The organism is Planococcus sp. ISL-110, from assembly GCF_018613575.1.
Lineage (GTDB): Bacteria > Bacillota > Bacilli > Bacillales_A > Planococcaceae > Planococcus.
The window spans coordinates 156,060-171,568 of sequence record NZ_JAGGPX010000004.1; the positions used below are offsets into that span (position 1 = coordinate 156,060).

The 15,509-nt window shown below is 45.2% G+C and carries 16 protein-coding genes; 1 reads left to right on the forward strand and 15 read right to left on the reverse strand.

Features of this window, described 5'->3' with window-relative positions; genetic code table 11:
- Positions 1–124: 124 nt before the first annotated feature.
- The 13 genes from J7I83_RS02190 to J7I83_RS02250 form a co-directional block, all read right to left on the reverse strand.
- Complete coding sequence (locus tag J7I83_RS02190) at positions 125–1,546, reverse strand: SLC13 family permease (protein ID WP_215099047.1); 1,422 nt, start codon at positions 1,544–1,546, stop codon at positions 125–127.
- Positions 1,547–1,616: 70 nt separating this feature from the next.
- Positions 1,617–2,309 carry a class I SAM-dependent methyltransferase gene (locus J7I83_RS02195; protein ID WP_353048217.1) on the reverse strand — a complete coding sequence of 231 codons (693 nt, stop codon included), beginning with the start codon at positions 2,307–2,309 and terminating at the stop codon, positions 1,617–1,619.
- 29 nt (positions 2,310–2,338) lie between these two features.
- Positions 2,339–3,505 (reverse strand): mandelate racemase/muconate lactonizing enzyme family protein, encoded by a 1,167-nt coding sequence (locus J7I83_RS18055; RefSeq protein ID WP_353048218.1) that lies wholly within the window; start codon positions 3,503–3,505, stop codon positions 2,339–2,341.
- Between the two features lie 35 nt (positions 3,506–3,540).
- The gene (locus J7I83_RS02205; RefSeq protein WP_215099048.1) at positions 3,541–4,392 is read right to left on the reverse strand and encodes an HpcH/HpaI aldolase/citrate lyase family protein; all 852 of its coding nucleotides are present in this window, start codon (positions 4,390–4,392) and stop codon (positions 3,541–3,543) included.
- 145 nt (positions 4,393–4,537) lie between these two features.
- The gene (locus tag J7I83_RS02210; protein ID WP_215099049.1) at positions 4,538–5,596 is read right to left on the reverse strand and encodes a tartrate dehydrogenase; all 1,059 of its coding nucleotides are present in this window, start codon (positions 5,594–5,596) and stop codon (positions 4,538–4,540) included.
- Positions 5,597–5,642: 46 nt separating this feature from the next.
- Positions 5,643–6,308 (reverse strand): GntR family transcriptional regulator, encoded by a 666-nt coding sequence (locus J7I83_RS02215; RefSeq protein ID WP_215099050.1) that lies wholly within the window; start codon positions 6,306–6,308, stop codon positions 5,643–5,645.
- Positions 6,309–6,396: 88 nt separating this feature from the next.
- Entirely contained in the window at positions 6,397–7,287 is an 891-nt protein-coding gene (locus tag J7I83_RS02220; RefSeq protein ID WP_215099051.1) for an NAD(P)-dependent oxidoreductase, read from the reverse strand.
- Between the two features lie 38 nt (positions 7,288–7,325).
- Positions 7,326–7,874 (reverse strand): Fe-S-containing hydro-lyase, encoded by a 549-nt coding sequence (locus J7I83_RS02225; protein ID WP_215099052.1) that lies wholly within the window; start codon positions 7,872–7,874, stop codon positions 7,326–7,328.
- A 10-nt stretch (positions 7,875–7,884) separates the two neighbouring features.
- Positions 7,885–8,730, reverse strand: coding sequence for a fumarate hydratase (locus J7I83_RS02230; protein ID WP_215099053.1), 846 nt, complete (start codon positions 8,728–8,730; stop codon positions 7,885–7,887).
- Positions 8,727–9,254: a PaaI family thioesterase gene (locus J7I83_RS02235; protein ID WP_215099054.1), complete on the reverse strand. Its 528-nt coding sequence runs from the start codon at positions 9,252–9,254 to the stop codon at positions 8,727–8,729. The genes J7I83_RS02230 and J7I83_RS02235 overlap by 4 nt, the downstream gene beginning before the upstream one ends.
- Before the next feature lie 175 nt (positions 9,255–9,429).
- The gene (locus J7I83_RS02240) at positions 9,430–10,770 is read right to left on the reverse strand and encodes an MmgE/PrpD family protein (RefSeq protein WP_215099055.1); all 1,341 of its coding nucleotides are present in this window, start codon (positions 10,768–10,770) and stop codon (positions 9,430–9,432) included.
- Between the two features lie 44 nt (positions 10,771–10,814).
- The gene (locus J7I83_RS02245) at positions 10,815–11,609 is read right to left on the reverse strand and encodes an enoyl-CoA hydratase/isomerase family protein (RefSeq protein ID WP_215099056.1); all 795 of its coding nucleotides are present in this window, start codon (positions 11,607–11,609) and stop codon (positions 10,815–10,817) included.
- A gap of 154 nt (positions 11,610–11,763) precedes the next feature.
- On the reverse strand, positions 11,764–12,693 hold the full coding sequence (locus tag J7I83_RS02250) for a hydroxymethylglutaryl-CoA lyase (protein ID WP_215099057.1): 930 nt from the start codon (positions 12,691–12,693) through the stop codon (positions 11,764–11,766).
- A gap of 111 nt (positions 12,694–12,804) precedes the next feature.
- Here J7I83_RS02250 and J7I83_RS02255 point away from each other — a divergent pair, with 111 nt between their 5' ends.
- On the forward strand, positions 12,805–13,728 hold the full coding sequence (locus tag J7I83_RS02255) for an AEC family transporter (protein WP_215099058.1): 924 nt from the start codon (positions 12,805–12,807) through the stop codon (positions 13,726–13,728).
- A gap of 11 nt (positions 13,729–13,739) precedes the next feature.
- On the opposite strand, the gene pcaC is transcribed toward J7I83_RS02255, so the two are convergent.
- Both pcaC and J7I83_RS02265 read right to left on the reverse strand, forming a co-directional pair.
- Complete coding sequence (gene pcaC, locus J7I83_RS02260; RefSeq protein WP_215099059.1) at positions 13,740–14,123, reverse strand: 4-carboxymuconolactone decarboxylase; 384 nt, start codon at positions 14,121–14,123, stop codon at positions 13,740–13,742.
- A gap of 152 nt (positions 14,124–14,275) precedes the next feature.
- On the reverse strand, positions 14,276–15,307 hold the full coding sequence (locus J7I83_RS02265) for a DctP family TRAP transporter solute-binding subunit (protein WP_215099060.1): 1,032 nt from the start codon (positions 15,305–15,307) through the stop codon (positions 14,276–14,278).
- Positions 15,308–15,509: the final 202 nt, after the last annotated feature.

A 15,509-nucleotide genomic window follows, 5' to 3' on the forward strand; every position in this document is an offset into this window, starting at 1 on the left:
TCCAATCGGGCAGTAAGCCCTGGGCAGTTGTCGCGACAACTGCATGACCCACATCCTGTGGGCCCGAAAGCGGAGCTGGTTTGCGGAATATCCACAACAAAATAGCGTCGATTTAAAAACCTGGTCAAATTAACCCAATCCAGTTCCACCAGGTAGCAGCTACAAGAACCGTTGCTGCCATTGAAATGATGGTGGCGTATAAGCCAGGCTTCAAAAAATCTTTCTGTGAAATCATTCCAGTGCTGTGGGCGATCAAATTCGGCATGGATTCAACAATTAGGACAAATCCGAAAAGACAGGTCAATCCTGTTGTAAAAGCAATTGCCAGAGGATCAATGCCGGCATTTTGGGCAACGCTTATAACAATCGGCACCAGGACAACAACGGCAGTGGCGACATTGGAAATCATTTTATGGAAAATCTGAGCCAGAACAATGACGATCACCACAGCTGAAAATGGATTTTGAATAAGCTGCATAAACCAATCGACACTCAAATATTGGCTGATGGTGGTTGCTGCCCCTGAATCCACAAATGTATAGCCCATCGATAAGGTGACGCTGATCAACAGAACGGTATTGTAGTTGATGCGCACAACAGGCTCCCAGGCAGCTACGCCAACAACGGGCAAGGTCATCAACACTACCCCTGCCAGTGCTGGAACACTCGGATGTAATCCATGAAGAGGTTCCGTCAGCCAAAAAATCACAATCGCCAACAGTATGGCCAAACAGCGGATTTCCCGTGCGTTGATGGGGCCTAATTCCTCGAGCTTCTCCGTCATTTCATCTTTGATTGCCGGAAAGTATTGCTGTTCTTCAGGCAATGGAAAAACTTTCAACAGCATGAGCCATATTGCCGGAATCAATATCAGCCAGATAGGAAATGTGTAGTAGAACCATTGAAAATACGTGATATTGATTCCCGCAAAACGATTGAGCAGTTCCACTGTCAAAATATTGCCGATTGCCGCAGTCATAACAGATGTTCCGCTGATGATGCCACCGAAAGCGACACCGAGCATGATCATTTTCCGCAAGTTCCCACCCGGCTCGGCATGGGTCGTTTCAATGATCATGGTTGAAACCGGGAGAATCAGCGCAGACCGTACAGCGGTGGAAGGAATAAAAAAAGCCTGGATCTGCTGAATGATAATGATGCTACCGAGCAAGCCGGCTGAGCGGCTGCCCCATTTCTTCAGGATCGTGTAGCTCATTCGTTTAATCAAGGCAGTTTCGTTGACCGCGGTAGCAAGCATCATGCCCCCAACAATCAAATAAGTTGCCGGTGACGCAAATCCACTGAAGATAATCGATATATCCGCAATACCGAACAACAGCATCAGCAATAGAATGATCAATGCCGTCAACCCAATCGGTATCGGCTCCAATGACCATAAGATAATTCCGAGCGTAATGATGCTGGTCATCACTTTAGCCTCGTAGGAAAATTCATCTGGCAATAAAAAATAGGCAACAAGGAAACCTAAAACTGCAATGCCTATAAACAGGAGTGTTCTCCTATTTGCCGCCGGATTGCTTTTCATGTTCCCTTCCCTCCCTTTTTACAGCCAACCACTTTCCATTAACACAGAGAGAATTGGTTTCTGCTCATTCTTAAGCCGCATAGCAGATCCAACCGCCGAAATGGTTGGTTCTAAAGAAGTTGGCAACACGGTGAAACCCCGAGTCTTTCAGCAATCCACGAATTTCGCATTCAGAAATTGATGATTCGGTCAAAGTCCCCTTCATCAGTTCCTCCACTTGCTGTTCCGGCAGATTGGTCATATCCATCCAGTAGTTTTTCCATAGAGCCACCAGTTCTTTAAATTCAGGATCGTCCGGGTCTCCGAATTTACTGACCAGTACGAAAGGTGCTCCTGGATCCAAATGGCTTCTAATTTTCATCAACAATGCCCTTTTCTCTTCTATTTCAGGGACAAAATGCAAAACCAAAATGCAGGTCGCACCACCAAATCGCTTTTCTGTCGGCACATCCATTACCGTGCCATTCACCCACTCAATGCGGTCCTCAATTCCTGCATGTGAAGCTTTAATCTTAGCCGCTTCCAGCATGGCTTTTGCAGGATCGACCGCTGTAAACCGCCATCCTGGATTCGGTACACCAAAAGCTTTCAATTCATTTCCACCACCACAGCCAATCACCAGTACTTCTGTCTGCTCTTTAAGCGCATTGTGAAGAAAGGTTTGTGACAAGCGCAGCATCGGGTCATAGGTCGGTAATGTCCGCCGTACTCCTTTATCATATTCTGTCGCGATTTCCTGATTGAACTCCATTTTCCCTGCCACTTCTGCACCTCCCATCAATCCAACTAAACCTATTTGCCAATCGTCAACAGCAATTCATACAAATTGGCTTTTTCTTCAAAGCCGATTCCTGGTACTTCAGGAAGCCGGACATAACCATCCTCCACTGCGTAACGATCCGCAAATCCACCAAAAGGTTCAAAGACACCCGGGTACGATTCATTGCCGTGAAGCTTCAGACCCGCCGCAATATTAAGGGACAGCTGGTGGCCGCCATGTGGAATGCAGCGCCGCGAAGACCAGCCATGTTCTTTCAGCATGTCGAGAATCTTCAGATACTCAACCAACCCATAACTGAGTGCGCAATCGAATTGCAAAAAATCTTTTTCCGGATTCATCCCTGCGTAGCGGATTAAATTGGTCGCATCCTGGAGTGAAAATAAGTTTTCACCTGTCGCCATCGCATGAGGATAGCGTTTGGAAAGTTCAGCCTGCAAATGATAATCCAAGGGATCTCCTGCTTCCTCATACCAAATCAATTCGTAGCCCTTCACTTTTTCACCAAATTCGATGGCGTAACCCAAATCGAAACGGCCATTGGCATCAACCATCAAGCCACTGCCTTTCGGCAAAATATCCAAAACCGCTTCAATCCGCTGTAAATCTTCATTTAATGAGGCGCCGCCAACTTTCATTTTCACGTCACGATACCCTAGTGCTAAATAGCCTTTCATCTCATCCTGTAACTCAGTCAATCCTTTATCCGGGAAATAATAGCCGCCCGCCGCATAAATATAAACCTTGTCATCAGTTTCCCCTGTTCCATAACGGTCCGCCAACAGCTGGTATAGAGGCTTTTGTTCGATTTTTGCCACGGCATCCCAAACAGCCATGTCGATAACGCCCACCGCAACTGCACGCTCGCCATGACCGCCCGGCTTTTCATTGGCCATGATGATTTTATGTGTTTTGTGGGGATCCAGGTTAGATCCGTCGTCTGTCACAGTGTCTTTTGGATCCGCTTCCAACAGCCTTGGAATAAAGCGTTCTTCCAGCAGACAAGTAGGGGCATACCGTCCGTTCGAGTTAAACCCATAACCGACTACAGGCTTTCCGTTTCGGATGACATCTGTGGTGATCGCCAATGCCGAAGTCGTCATTTTGCTGAAGTCTATATAAGCGTTCCGGATGGGACTGCTGATTGGCACTGTTTTTACATCGATTTTCACTATTTCCACTATGCTCACCTCATCATTTTTAATGGGAAGATTGCCTAAGAGCCTCTATTTCGCAGGATTCGTTTAGCTTTTTTATAGACAGGATAATCGACAAACTGTCCGCCTATTTTTATGGAAGCGATGCCGCTTTCTTCAGCTTTTTCAAATGCCTCGACGATCTCACTGGCCAGTGTGAGTTCTTCTTTCGACGGCGAAAATACTTGGTGGACAACATCCAATTGTTTCGGATGGATGATGAGCTTGGCTTTAAAGCCAAGCTGTTTCGCAAAACCCGTTTGCTTTTTCAGTCCTTCTTCGTCCCTTAAATCGGGGTAAACGGCATCAATCGGCGAACCAATGCCGGCTGCTTTCGAAGCGATTACCAATTGGGAACGGGCATACAGCAATTCCAGCCCTTCAGGCGTCAGTTCGCAGTCGATATCCAGTGAAAAGTCGATTGACCCGAAAGCCAAGACCGAAACCAGAGAATCTGCGGATGCAATAGCATATGCGGACTGCACGCCCTTGGCGCTTTCTATCAATGGAATCATTTCAAACGTTTCATCTTTATCCCCACTAATTTCACGTATCTTATTGGAGACTTTTTGAATTCCCTGCGGATCTTCCGCTTTTGGAATCATAATTCCTGCGGCTCCATTTGTGATTGCTATTTCTAAATCGCCTTCCCACAAATCGGTGTCCAAACCGTTGATGCGGACAATGATCTTTTGTTCATGTTGATGGGCTGCCAAAGCTTCTTTCATTACTCTTCTTGCAGCTTGTTTTTCCGACAAGGCTACCGCATCCTCTAAATCCACGATGACAATATCAGCCATTGATGAGACCGCTTTCTTTATTATGGAAGGATTTGTAGCTGGCACAAACAAATAGGAGCGTGCTGCATTCATTGCTCTCTCTCCAATCATTGGATATTGGATACAATATTAATTTAATTCTCATCTTACTAAACAATCCGGGAATTGTAAATTGTTTTCAGAAAATTTAGTTCTTTCAAAATGACAGTCGTGTCCCTACTCAGAACACGCTACATGCTTATTTTTTTTGAAGGTTGGCAATAATTTCATCAGTCACTTCTGAGGTGGAAGAACTGCCCCCAATATCGGCTGTCTTGATGCCGGATTGCATAGAGGATTCAATGGCTTCCAGCAACAGTGCGCCCATTTCAAACTCTCCGAAATGGTCAAGCATCATTTTTGCGGTCCAGATCTGGCCGATGGGGTTAGCGATTCCTTTGCCAAAAATATCTGGTGCTGAGCCATGAACCGGTTCGAACATGGATGGGTATTTTCCGTTCAGGTTTATATTTCCTGCAGGTGCTATTCCGATACTTCCCATTATGGCAGCTCCGATATCACTTAAAATATCTCCGAATAAATTACTGGCCACTACAACATCCATCGTCTGCGGTTTGGTGATAAAGAAGGCAGATAGCGCATCAATATGCTCACTATTGGTTTGGACATCTCCATAATTCTTTGCTACGTCTTTAAAGACTTCATCCCAAAATGGCATGGAGTGAACAATTCCGTTGGACTTGGTGGCGCTGGTCACGCGGCCGTTTCGTTGCTGGGCCAATTCAAATGCATATTGGATGACGCGGGAAACCCCTTTTTTAGTAAATACCGCATTTTGGATGACTATTTCATCTTCGCCACTGTGGACTCTGCCGCCAATACTGCTGTATTCGCCTTCGCTGTTCTCGCGGACAATCATAATATCGAAATCCCGCGGATTTGCTAAAGGAGAAACGATGCCTTTCAGCTGTTTGGCAGGGCGGATATTGATGACTTGCTCAAATTCCCTGCGGATTTTCAGCAGCAAGCCGCCCAGTGAAATATGGTCAGCCACTAACGAAGGATCTCCGACAGCTCCCAGAAAAACCGCATCGCTTTGTGCAATTTGGCTTAAGCCGTTCTTCGGCATCATTTCCCCGTGCTGCACATAATATTCCGAGCTCCACGGATGGTGGGTCGAGTTGAATTTTAAGCCACCGTGAATTTCTGCTATCACATCCAGGACCCGCAATGCCTCAGGAACAACTTCTTTTCCGATGCCATCTCCTGGAATAACCGCTAATTCCATTTGTTTCATACAGTTTGCCCCTCTCTTCTTGTCGAACTTCATATAAATCGAAGCTTTATTCTTTCATCATCATTTCAATTAAATTTTCTTTGGTTCTCAGAATATGCTTTTCTGTCACTTTTCTTAATTGGACTTCATCTTTCTGTTTTACATATTCCAACATCAAGCGATGTTCTTCGTGCGAATCCGCCAAGTGATTCGACAAGAGGCTCGGGGTATAGGGAGGGATCCCTTTCCATAAAGTTTCGATAAATCCCTGGATTCTTCTCCATGGACAACTTTCCCTTAAGATCCGATGGAACTCAGCGTTCAGCTTCATAAAGACTTCAACATCGCTTTCGTCAGCTTTCAGCTTGATCATTGCATTATAGAGATCTTCAAGCTCCTGTATTTCTTCATTTCCCAAATAAGGAAGTGATTTCACAACGGCCTGTCCTTCCAGAAGGGCTCTCAATTGGTAGATTTCTTCAATATCCTCGACTGAAATCGGTGTAACCACTGCGCCTCTTCTTGGTTCAATCCTGACCAAACCTTCTACTTCCAGTTGGTGCAATGCTTCCCTAAGCGGCATTCGGCTGACGCCTAATTTTTGGGCCCACTCTTCCTGCATCAAGCGCTCACCCATCTTGAACTCGCCTTTAAGGATCAATTCTCTCAGTTTATTTGTCACTTTATACTGTAACGTGGCCCGATCCTGGTTTGTTAATTTAAATTTCTCCATATGGCACCCCTTAAATACGTTTCCTTTTAAAAGCAGGAAAGAATAATTGTATTTTATCATTAAAGACCACCTTCGAGTATTAGGAACATTAGGATCCCTTGATTTCAACAGAGAACATTTCTTCAATATACTTCACTATCGCTGTATGGTCCTGGTCCCCGCCACCCTGAGACCAAGCATGCTTCCAAAGCTGGAACGATGCACTTGAAATGAACATCGGCACCTTTTCTTCTTCCGCCATTGCCATTGCGATTTTCAGATCCTTGACCATCAAATCCAAAGTAAAGCCGACTTCGAATTTTCGCGTCAGCACTTGATTGGGAAATTTGAAGTCACTTGAAAAGCTTCTGCCAGTGCTCGCGTTGATAACATTGAGCATTTTTTCCGGATCCAGGCCCAATTTGACCCCAAGCGCCATCGCTTCCCCAGTGGCAGCTAAAGTGGTTGCAGAGATCATGTTATTCAATGCCTTGATTGTGTGCCCCGCTCCCGCTTCCCCGACATGAAAAATATTGGCTCCCATACATTCAAGCAGCGGTTTTGCTCTTTCAAAATCTGCTTCTTCGCCACCGACCATGATGGATAAAGTTCCTTCTTCCGCCTTTTTGACGCCCCCACTAACCGGCGCATCAATCATCCTCAGCCCTTTCTCCTTTAATAAAGCATTAAGTTCTTTTGTTACAGAAGGGATGGATGTAGTCATCTCGATCAGCAGGCTGTCGGCATTCATGCCCTCCATCAACCCTTCCGAACCTGTCACCGTTTCTTTTACAATGAAAACATTCGGCAAGACCGTAAGAACGCATGAATATTTCCTTGCTAAATCAGCGGGGCTTTTTGCCTCTTCCGCCCCCATCTCTACAAATTTTCGGACAAAGTCTTTATTGAGATCAAAAACCCCAACTTCCACTCCTTGTTCGAGCAGCCTTTTCACCATTCGGCCGCCCATATTGCCCAATCCGATAATTCCTGCTTTCATCTTTGCCTGCCCCCTTTTGGGTATCCTATCGTTCCCCTTCATTGCTTGTATTTCGCGACTCCATCCTTGTAGATATTACCACCGTGGACATCATTGATGACAAACACCGGAAAATCTTCAATGGTCAATTTCCGGATGGCTTCTGTCCCTAAATCTTCGTAGGCAACCACTTCAGCCTTTTTGATCGAGCGGGAAATCAAAGCAGCAGCCCCCCCAACAGCCCCAAAATAAACCGCATTGTGTTTCAACATGGAAGCGATGACTTCTTCGCTTCGATACCCCTTTCCAATTATTCCCTTCAAGCCTTTTTCAAGAAGAGTTGGCGTATAAAGATCCATTCTGCCGCTCGTCGTCGGTCCCGCAGAACCAATCACTTCACCGGGTTTTGCTGGAGTCGGGCCTGTATAATACAAAACCTGTCCATCTAGTTCAACAGGCAGCGGTATGCCTTCTTTTTCCTGTTCCACCATTCGCTTGTGAGCCGCATCCCGCGCGGTGTAAACGACACCAGAAAGCAATACACGGTCTCCAGCTTTAAGCGATTCAATGTCTTCATCCCGTAAAGGCAGATGGATTTTCTTCTGCATGGCATTCACCTCATTTCATCAAAATCGTTTGGTGGCGGCTGGCATGGCAATTCAAATTGACGGCCACCGGCAACGCCGCAATATGGCAGGACTCCAGTTCCACTTTGACGTCCAGGGCAGTCGTGCTGCCACCCATGCCTTGCGGGCCGATGCCGAGCCGGTTGATTTGTTCCATCAATTCCAGCTCAAGCTCTGCAACTGCCGGATCTTCGTGTCGCACACCTAAAGGGCGGAACAATGATTTTTTCGCTAAAAAAGCACAGCGCTCGAAATTTCCGCCGATTCCAATGCCGACGACCAGTGGCGGACAGGCATTCGGTCCCGCTTCTTTAACGATTGATAAAATGTATTCCTTGACCCCTTCCATGCCATCAGATGGTTTCAGCATTTTCAATGCACTCATATTTTCTGCGCCGCCGCCTTTAGCGGTCATATGGAGCGTCAATTCTTCTCCCTCAACCAAATCGATATGGACAATGGCTGGCGTATTGTTTCCTGTATTCTTCCGGTTCATCGGATTGTAGACCATGGAATTTCTTAAATAGCCTTCCCCGTATCCTTTTTCTACGCCTTCATTGATGGCATCCATCAACCTGCCTCCGGTAATGTGGCAATCCTGCCCCACTTCGACCATAAAGACTGCAGTTCCGGTATCCTGGCACATCGGCACTCTTTCTGCCTTGGCAATATCTGCGTTATCAATCAGCTGCGTCAGCACTTCTTTGCCGGTTTCCGAACGTTCTGTCTGCAGCGCTTGCTTAAACGCCGAATAAACATCTTCCCCAAGGTTGTAATTAGACTCCATGCACATAGTCTTTACTTCTTTCACAATTTTTTCGTAAGTGATCTCCTTCAACTGTCTCCCTCCTGTCTTTTTGATGATCCACTGATATAAAAAGTGCCCAGCGCTTTTGCCACCAATTTCCCAGAATCATCATGAACGGTGCATTCAGAAACGACCGTGGTTCTGCCCTGCCTTAAAATAAGGGGAGTAGCGATCAAACGGGAACCTTGGCCTTTTTCAATAAAATTCACTTTCAGCTCCAAAGTAAAGACTTTTTCTCCTCCTGTTAAATTCTGCAGAATGCTGAAGCCGATTGCGACGTCAGCCAATGTATAGATAGAGCCGCCTTGCGCCACGCCATAGGTATTTTCATTCTGGAACCCCAATGCCATTTCAGTCGTTCCGTCCTGATTTTGCACCATCCCTAAAAACCGGCCAAGCAAATGCATCGGTACGGCATTATCGGCTGAATCAGCCTGTGGCTCCTGCAAAAGCGATAGTAAATAAGCAGCCTGTTCCAGTTCAGTTGGATTAAAAGTTTGCAATTGCCTGTGCAGGCTTGCGACTTTTGTTGATGGTTCAACATTATGTTCCATAGCAACGCCCTCTTTGCGTGAATTCTTTTTCATTCTAGATAATATTCGCCTGCGGATATTCTGCAAACCAGCGCCGGCGCGTCCAGGGGATAGGCGACGGCGACGCGTTGTGTAAAAGCTAGTTTCTTTAGTTCAACTTATATAGCTCTTCATTCAATGGTGATGGCAATCCTCATTACAATGTAGCCATTAAGTCGCTGATATTCCCTATCGACTCCAATTCCATTAAACTCTTTGCCAAAGCTTGCCGCTTTTTGGTTGGGAGCTTCGTAGCTATCCCCATAAATTTTTCAAGCAGTTCTTCTGAAGTAACTGCATTTTCAGGGTCTCCTTTTGGAAAATCGGTTTGCTTTTGGATCTTCTCCCCACCTTTTAACAGGACATTGACTGCCGCTCCCCATTGTTTCGGATAGCTGCCATCAATTGCAGGATCCATGTGGACATTGACTTTTTTCACCAACGATCGAATCTCTTCATCCCATAGTTTGTCCCCATTGAAATCCTCCAAACTTGCACGGCCGTTCAACAAGGCTAAGGCTGAGCAGAATTGGAGACTGAATTTAGCCGCATATTCTGTCTGAGGATCAACGTCATCCGTAATATTAAGTGCGACTTGATAGGAATCTACTTCTACCGATTCGATGTCTTCCAATGCGGGATGCTGTTCCTTGAATATATCGATCAATAAATCAACGGCATGATGTGTATGCCGGCAGGATGCATGAATTTTAAAAGAGTTCTCCAGAATCTTGAATTCTTGTCCAAGATTTTCCGTTATTCTTGAAACATCATGCTCTTCACTCATGGCGTTGAAAAAGCCACGGTCACCTTCGAGAATTTTCTTTGGTCCCGTAAAACCTTTTTGCGCCAACAAAGCCGCCATCGTCCCGTTCATTGCCGCTTTTCCGGTATGCAGCTGCTTGGTCATGGCACCATCTACGATGAATTCCCACAGTCCTGCTGCCTGAGAACCTGCATTCCCTAGGGCGCTGACCATCTCATCTTCCGATAAACCGAGCAGTTTTCCGGCAGCGGCAGCGGCGCCAAAAGTGCCACAAGTAGCTGTATTGTGCCAGTAATAATAATGGGAAGGCGATACTGCTTCTCCTATTCTGAAACAAACTTCATATCCGGCCACGACAGCAGTGATGAGTTCTTTTCCACTCAATTGTTTCCACTCGGCAATCGCCAACGCTGCCGGAATGACTACTGTGGCGGCATGGATAATCGATCCTTTATGGATATCATCCAGTTCCATCACATGGCTCGCCGCTCCATTTACCAAAGCCGCATTAATGGCACTGGATTTCCCCCCGGTAAACAGCTTTGCTTGTTCATAGCCTCCCATCTCGTCCACAAGATCACTGATCATTTGAACAGGTTTTTTATCTGATCCCGCAATCGCTGATCCAAAATAGTCAAGAATGCACAGTTTTGTAAACGAAACGACTCTTTCCGGCAGATCATCGTATGAAAGATCCAAGCTGTATCTTGCCAATTGTCTGCTTAACTCCATTTTGGCTGCTCCTTCCACTGCTGATTCGAATGCCTCGCTGCTTGTCATTTCCCTTGCCAGTCTGGTTTCCTTTTTTCATTGAAGGCCAAAACTCCTTCCAGGCGATCTTCTGAATTTGCACATTTATAATATTGATCCAATTCAATCGACAACGCTGTGTTGATATCCGTATGAAGCCCTGTAGAAATGGATTTCTTTATGGACTGCAAGGATAACGGTGCATTTTGCGCAATTTCCCTGGCAATTTCCAGCGTCTTTGGCATCAGCTCCTTTGTCGAAAAAACGCCGTTCAAAATCCCTGTTTCCAGTGCTTTATGCGCATCCACCTGGTTGCCCCTAAAGAGCATCTCTTTTGCCAAACCGACCGGAATGGCACGCGGCAGTAATTGCGTTCCTCCCACACCTGGGATGATGCCCAGCTTTACTTCCGGCAACCCCATTTTGGCGTGTCCGGCCGCATAGCGTAAATCGCAGCTCAGCAGCATTTCCATGCCACCGCCTAAAGCAAAGCCGTTGACTGCTGCAATCACAGGGAACTTGAAGTTCCGCAGCAATTCATAGGCAGCTTCAAAAATGTCATGCTGCTGTTTCCATTGTTCATTGGTCATTCCTTTCCGTTCTTTTAAATCCGCTCCCGCACAAAAGCTTTTTTCTCCTTTTGCGGTAAGCACCAGCACACGCAAGCCTTTTTGCTGCTCCAGTGATGTCAAGCATTCAATCAATTCGACCGCCATTTTCGTATTAAGCGAATTCATCGCTTCGGGTCTGTTCAATTCGATCACATAGACATGTTCATCGCTGTGTTCTTCATTTAAGATCAAGGTTTCCCAATTGGTCATAGTGGCATCCTCCAGGTTTTTATAGCTGTACTTGCCGCGTCCACGGGCTGGGCGGAGCGATAAGACGGTGTTATTCCCGGCTTATCGTGTGAGGGATGCCCAAAGCGTCCGAAGCGCTGTGTAAAATAGTGATTCTTAAGTTTAAATTGTCTATCTATTTCTTTACTGGAGCTGGATATTTTCGGTCGTATGGCCCTGCTTTGAGGACGTAGCTTGGTGTTTCGTGGCCTACAAATTGTTGAAGCGTCCGAGAAGCGGAAAGCAATCCTTCCAACGACAGACCGGTCTCGATTCCCATGCTGTGAAGCATATGGACCACATCTTCTGTACAAATATTCCCTGTTGCTCCTGGGGCAAATGGACAGCCGCCCAGACCGCCCAAGGAAGCATCGAAACTCGTGATGCCGGCTTCCATTGCGCTCAGCATATTGGCAAGTCCCATACCTCTTGTATTATGGAAATGAAGATTAAACGCTTGCTCTGGAAACCTGTTTCTCAGCTCCGAGACCAAATCGTAAACCTGCTGCGGATTCGCCATGCCTGTAGTATCCGCCAGGGTAATGGTTTCTATCTTCAATGGCATCAGTTGCTCAAGGATCCAATGGATTCTATCTTTCTTCACTTCACCTTCAAACGGGCAGCCAAAAGTTGTTGCAATCGATACGTTCAACAACACCGCATGCTCTTCGCAATAACTAAGAATTTCTTTAAGCTCACGCAAGGACTCTTCTGTACTTTTTTGAACATTTTGCTGGTTATGCGTATCGCTTGCTGAAAAGACGAAATTCACCTTTGCAACGCCTTTTTCATGCGCGTTTCTTGCCCCTTTTAAATTCGGAATCAGCGCAATCAGCTTCAGATGATCGTATTCTTTCGAAATCAGCTCGAACAAGTCTCCGCTATTTGCCATTTGCGGCACCAATTTCGGATGGACAAAAGAACCAAATTCCAATGATTGGACATTGGCTGTCACCAATAGATCAAACAAAATCTTTTTTTCGTCTACGGTCAGCACCTTGTCTTCCAGCTGCAATCCATCCCTTAATACCACTTCGTTTATTTGCACTTTTTTAGGCAGATTCATTTCGATTCTCCTCAGCTCTATAATTGATTGGTATAATTTTCTTAATAGTGTATTATTGTACAGAAACAATAATCAGTAAGAACTACCTTAAGTTTGAAAGGAGAAAGTGTCATGGAGATTTTCAATATTTTCTTAAATATCATTGTCCCCATCCTCATTTTGATAGGACTCGGGGCATTTTTGCATTTAAAGTTCCGCTTTGATCTGAATACGCTGGCAAAAATCAATATTTATTATTTGGTGCCAGGCCTGATTTTTATCCGCCTCTACGAAACTGATTTAGCGTGGGAAATGTTCTTTAAAGTATTGGCGTTTTTTATTTTTTTGTCTTTATTCTTGTATTTTGTATCCAAACTAATCAGTAAGTTCCTCGGTTTCAGCAAAGGACTGGATATTGCTTTTTCCCATAGCTCTTTATTCTACAACTCGGGCAATTACGGCATTTCCGTAAATGATCTGGCTTTTCGCCAGGATCCGATTGCCATGGCAGTCCAGGTTTTAGTGCTTACTTTTCAAAATCTGCTGGTCTATTCCTACGGGATCATCAGTTTGCAGCGGTTGGACAAATCAAAGATCAAAGCTACCGTCCCTTATTTTAAAATGCCGGTGCTTTATGCGATGTTTTTCGGTCTGATATTGAATGCATTCGATCTTACACTTCCGCAGTTCCTTTATACTCCAGGCTCTTATATTGCAGATGCCTTGATTGCATTGGCACTTTTGACTCTGGGCGCGCAGGTCGTTCAATTGAATTTCACTAAAAATATGCTCACGGTCTATTTGAGCGTAGGAGTCAGACTTATTATCAGTCCGCTTCTGGCCTTTATCATCATTCAATTCCTTAACGTCGATGCCATCACAGCTCAAGCGATGTTCATCGCTTCTGCCGTTCCAAGTTCCGTAAACAGTGCCATCATTGCACAGGAATATGACAATGAAACCGCATTTGCTGCTCAAGCTGTTCTTGCATCAACTATTTTCAGTGCCTTGTCCGTAACGATTGTAATTTTCCTGTCGCGGATCCTTTTTGTTTAAGAAAGTTCGGGTTACTGCTCTTTATCCATTTCATCAAATACTTCTTTTGCTGTCCTAAAGCTGTCAATTGCAGCCGGCACGCCACAATAAATGGCAGCTTGCAGGAAAACCTCCTGGATTTCGTCTTTTGTTAAGCCGTTATTGATGGCTCCCCTGACATGCAGCTTCAGTTCATGCGGCCGGTTCAACGCCGTAATCATGGCGAGATTCAGCATGCTCCGCGTCTTTTTTGGCAACCCGGGACGTGCCCAAATCTCTCCCCAGCAATACTCTGTCACCAACTCCTGCATCGGCATATTAAATTCCGTCGCATTTTGAATCGATTTATCTACATATTCCGCTCCTAATACACTTCTGCGTATTTCCAGTCCCTGTTCAAACTTCTCTTTGTTCATATCCATTCTCCTGTCTGTAAGGTATTGGTTTGCTTAAGCACTTCTGTTTTGAAAAAAATTCCTCTTTCAAAGCGTTTTTTGTCTTTAGCCAAACTTTAAACTGAAAAAAGCTGGCTATGGAGAAAGCCAACTTTTTTAGTTCTCTTTAAGTATTATTCTCCAGCTGCTTCACGTGCCGCTTCGTATACATCTGCACCGATTTCATCTTCGAACTCATCGTAGATCGGTTCCAGTTCTGTACGGAACTCTTCAATCTGTTCAGGTGTTAACTCAATGATTTCGACCAGCCCTCTTTCGCGAATCAATTCAAGAGCTTTTTCATTGAGACTTGTGGCTTCTTCACGTGCCACTTCTGTTCCTACTTCCAACCCTGCCTCCACAATTTCTTTCGTTTCTTCATTCATGCTCTCCCAGAATTCCGTATTGGTGAAAACAGCATAATCTACTCGCGTATGGTTCATGATTGTCATGTATTCCTGAACTTCATCAAACTTCTTGGATTCGATATTGCTGAACGTATTTTCCTGTCCCTCTACAACGCCTTGATCCAGTGCTGTATAAAGTTCGCCAAACGGAATGGATTCAGACCCAGCTCCCAGTGCAGAATAAATAGCTTCCAATACCTGTCCACCCTGTGTACGGAATTTCAATCCCTGGAAATCATCAGGTGAATCGATTGGCCGTTCATTATTAGTGATATGTTTACCGCCATTCGGCCACATGGCTAAGCCAAGCACTCCATCGCTTTCTAGACTCCCCAAAATCTCCTGGCCTTTTTCACCGTCCCAAAATGCAATTGCCTCTTCATCGTTATCGAACATGAACGGAAGAGCTGGCACATTGAATTGTGGATTGTTACCGACAAATTTTGTTAAATCCGGTGCAATGAACTGCACGTTATTTGACACCAGGTTTTGATACTCATCCTGATCCCCAAACAACGAACTATTAGGATAGATCTCCACTTCGATTGCCCCATCTGATTCTGTTTCAATATACTCTTTCATAGCCAGTGCACCTTGGTGCTTCGGCGTATTTTCAGCTACAACGTGAGAAAACTTAATCGTCATTTCCTCGACACCTTCAGCCCCGCTTTCCCCGCCACTGTCAGCCTCATCACTGCCACAAGCAGCCAATACCAGTACAGCCATTAAAAGAAGTAAGGATAAAATATACTTTTTCATCTAAAAGAACCCCCTATTGTTTTTTGATTCTGTAACATACTTAAAAAATTTTTGTAAGGGCTTTCATTCTGAATCGCACCTTCCTTTCTTTCAGCCCTATTCACCTGACACACAAAAAATTTTAAGCTGCGCTCCTTTTAATGATTTTTGGATACAACTCACAACAAAATTAGCATAGAAGAAAACTATTGTAAAGAAAAAT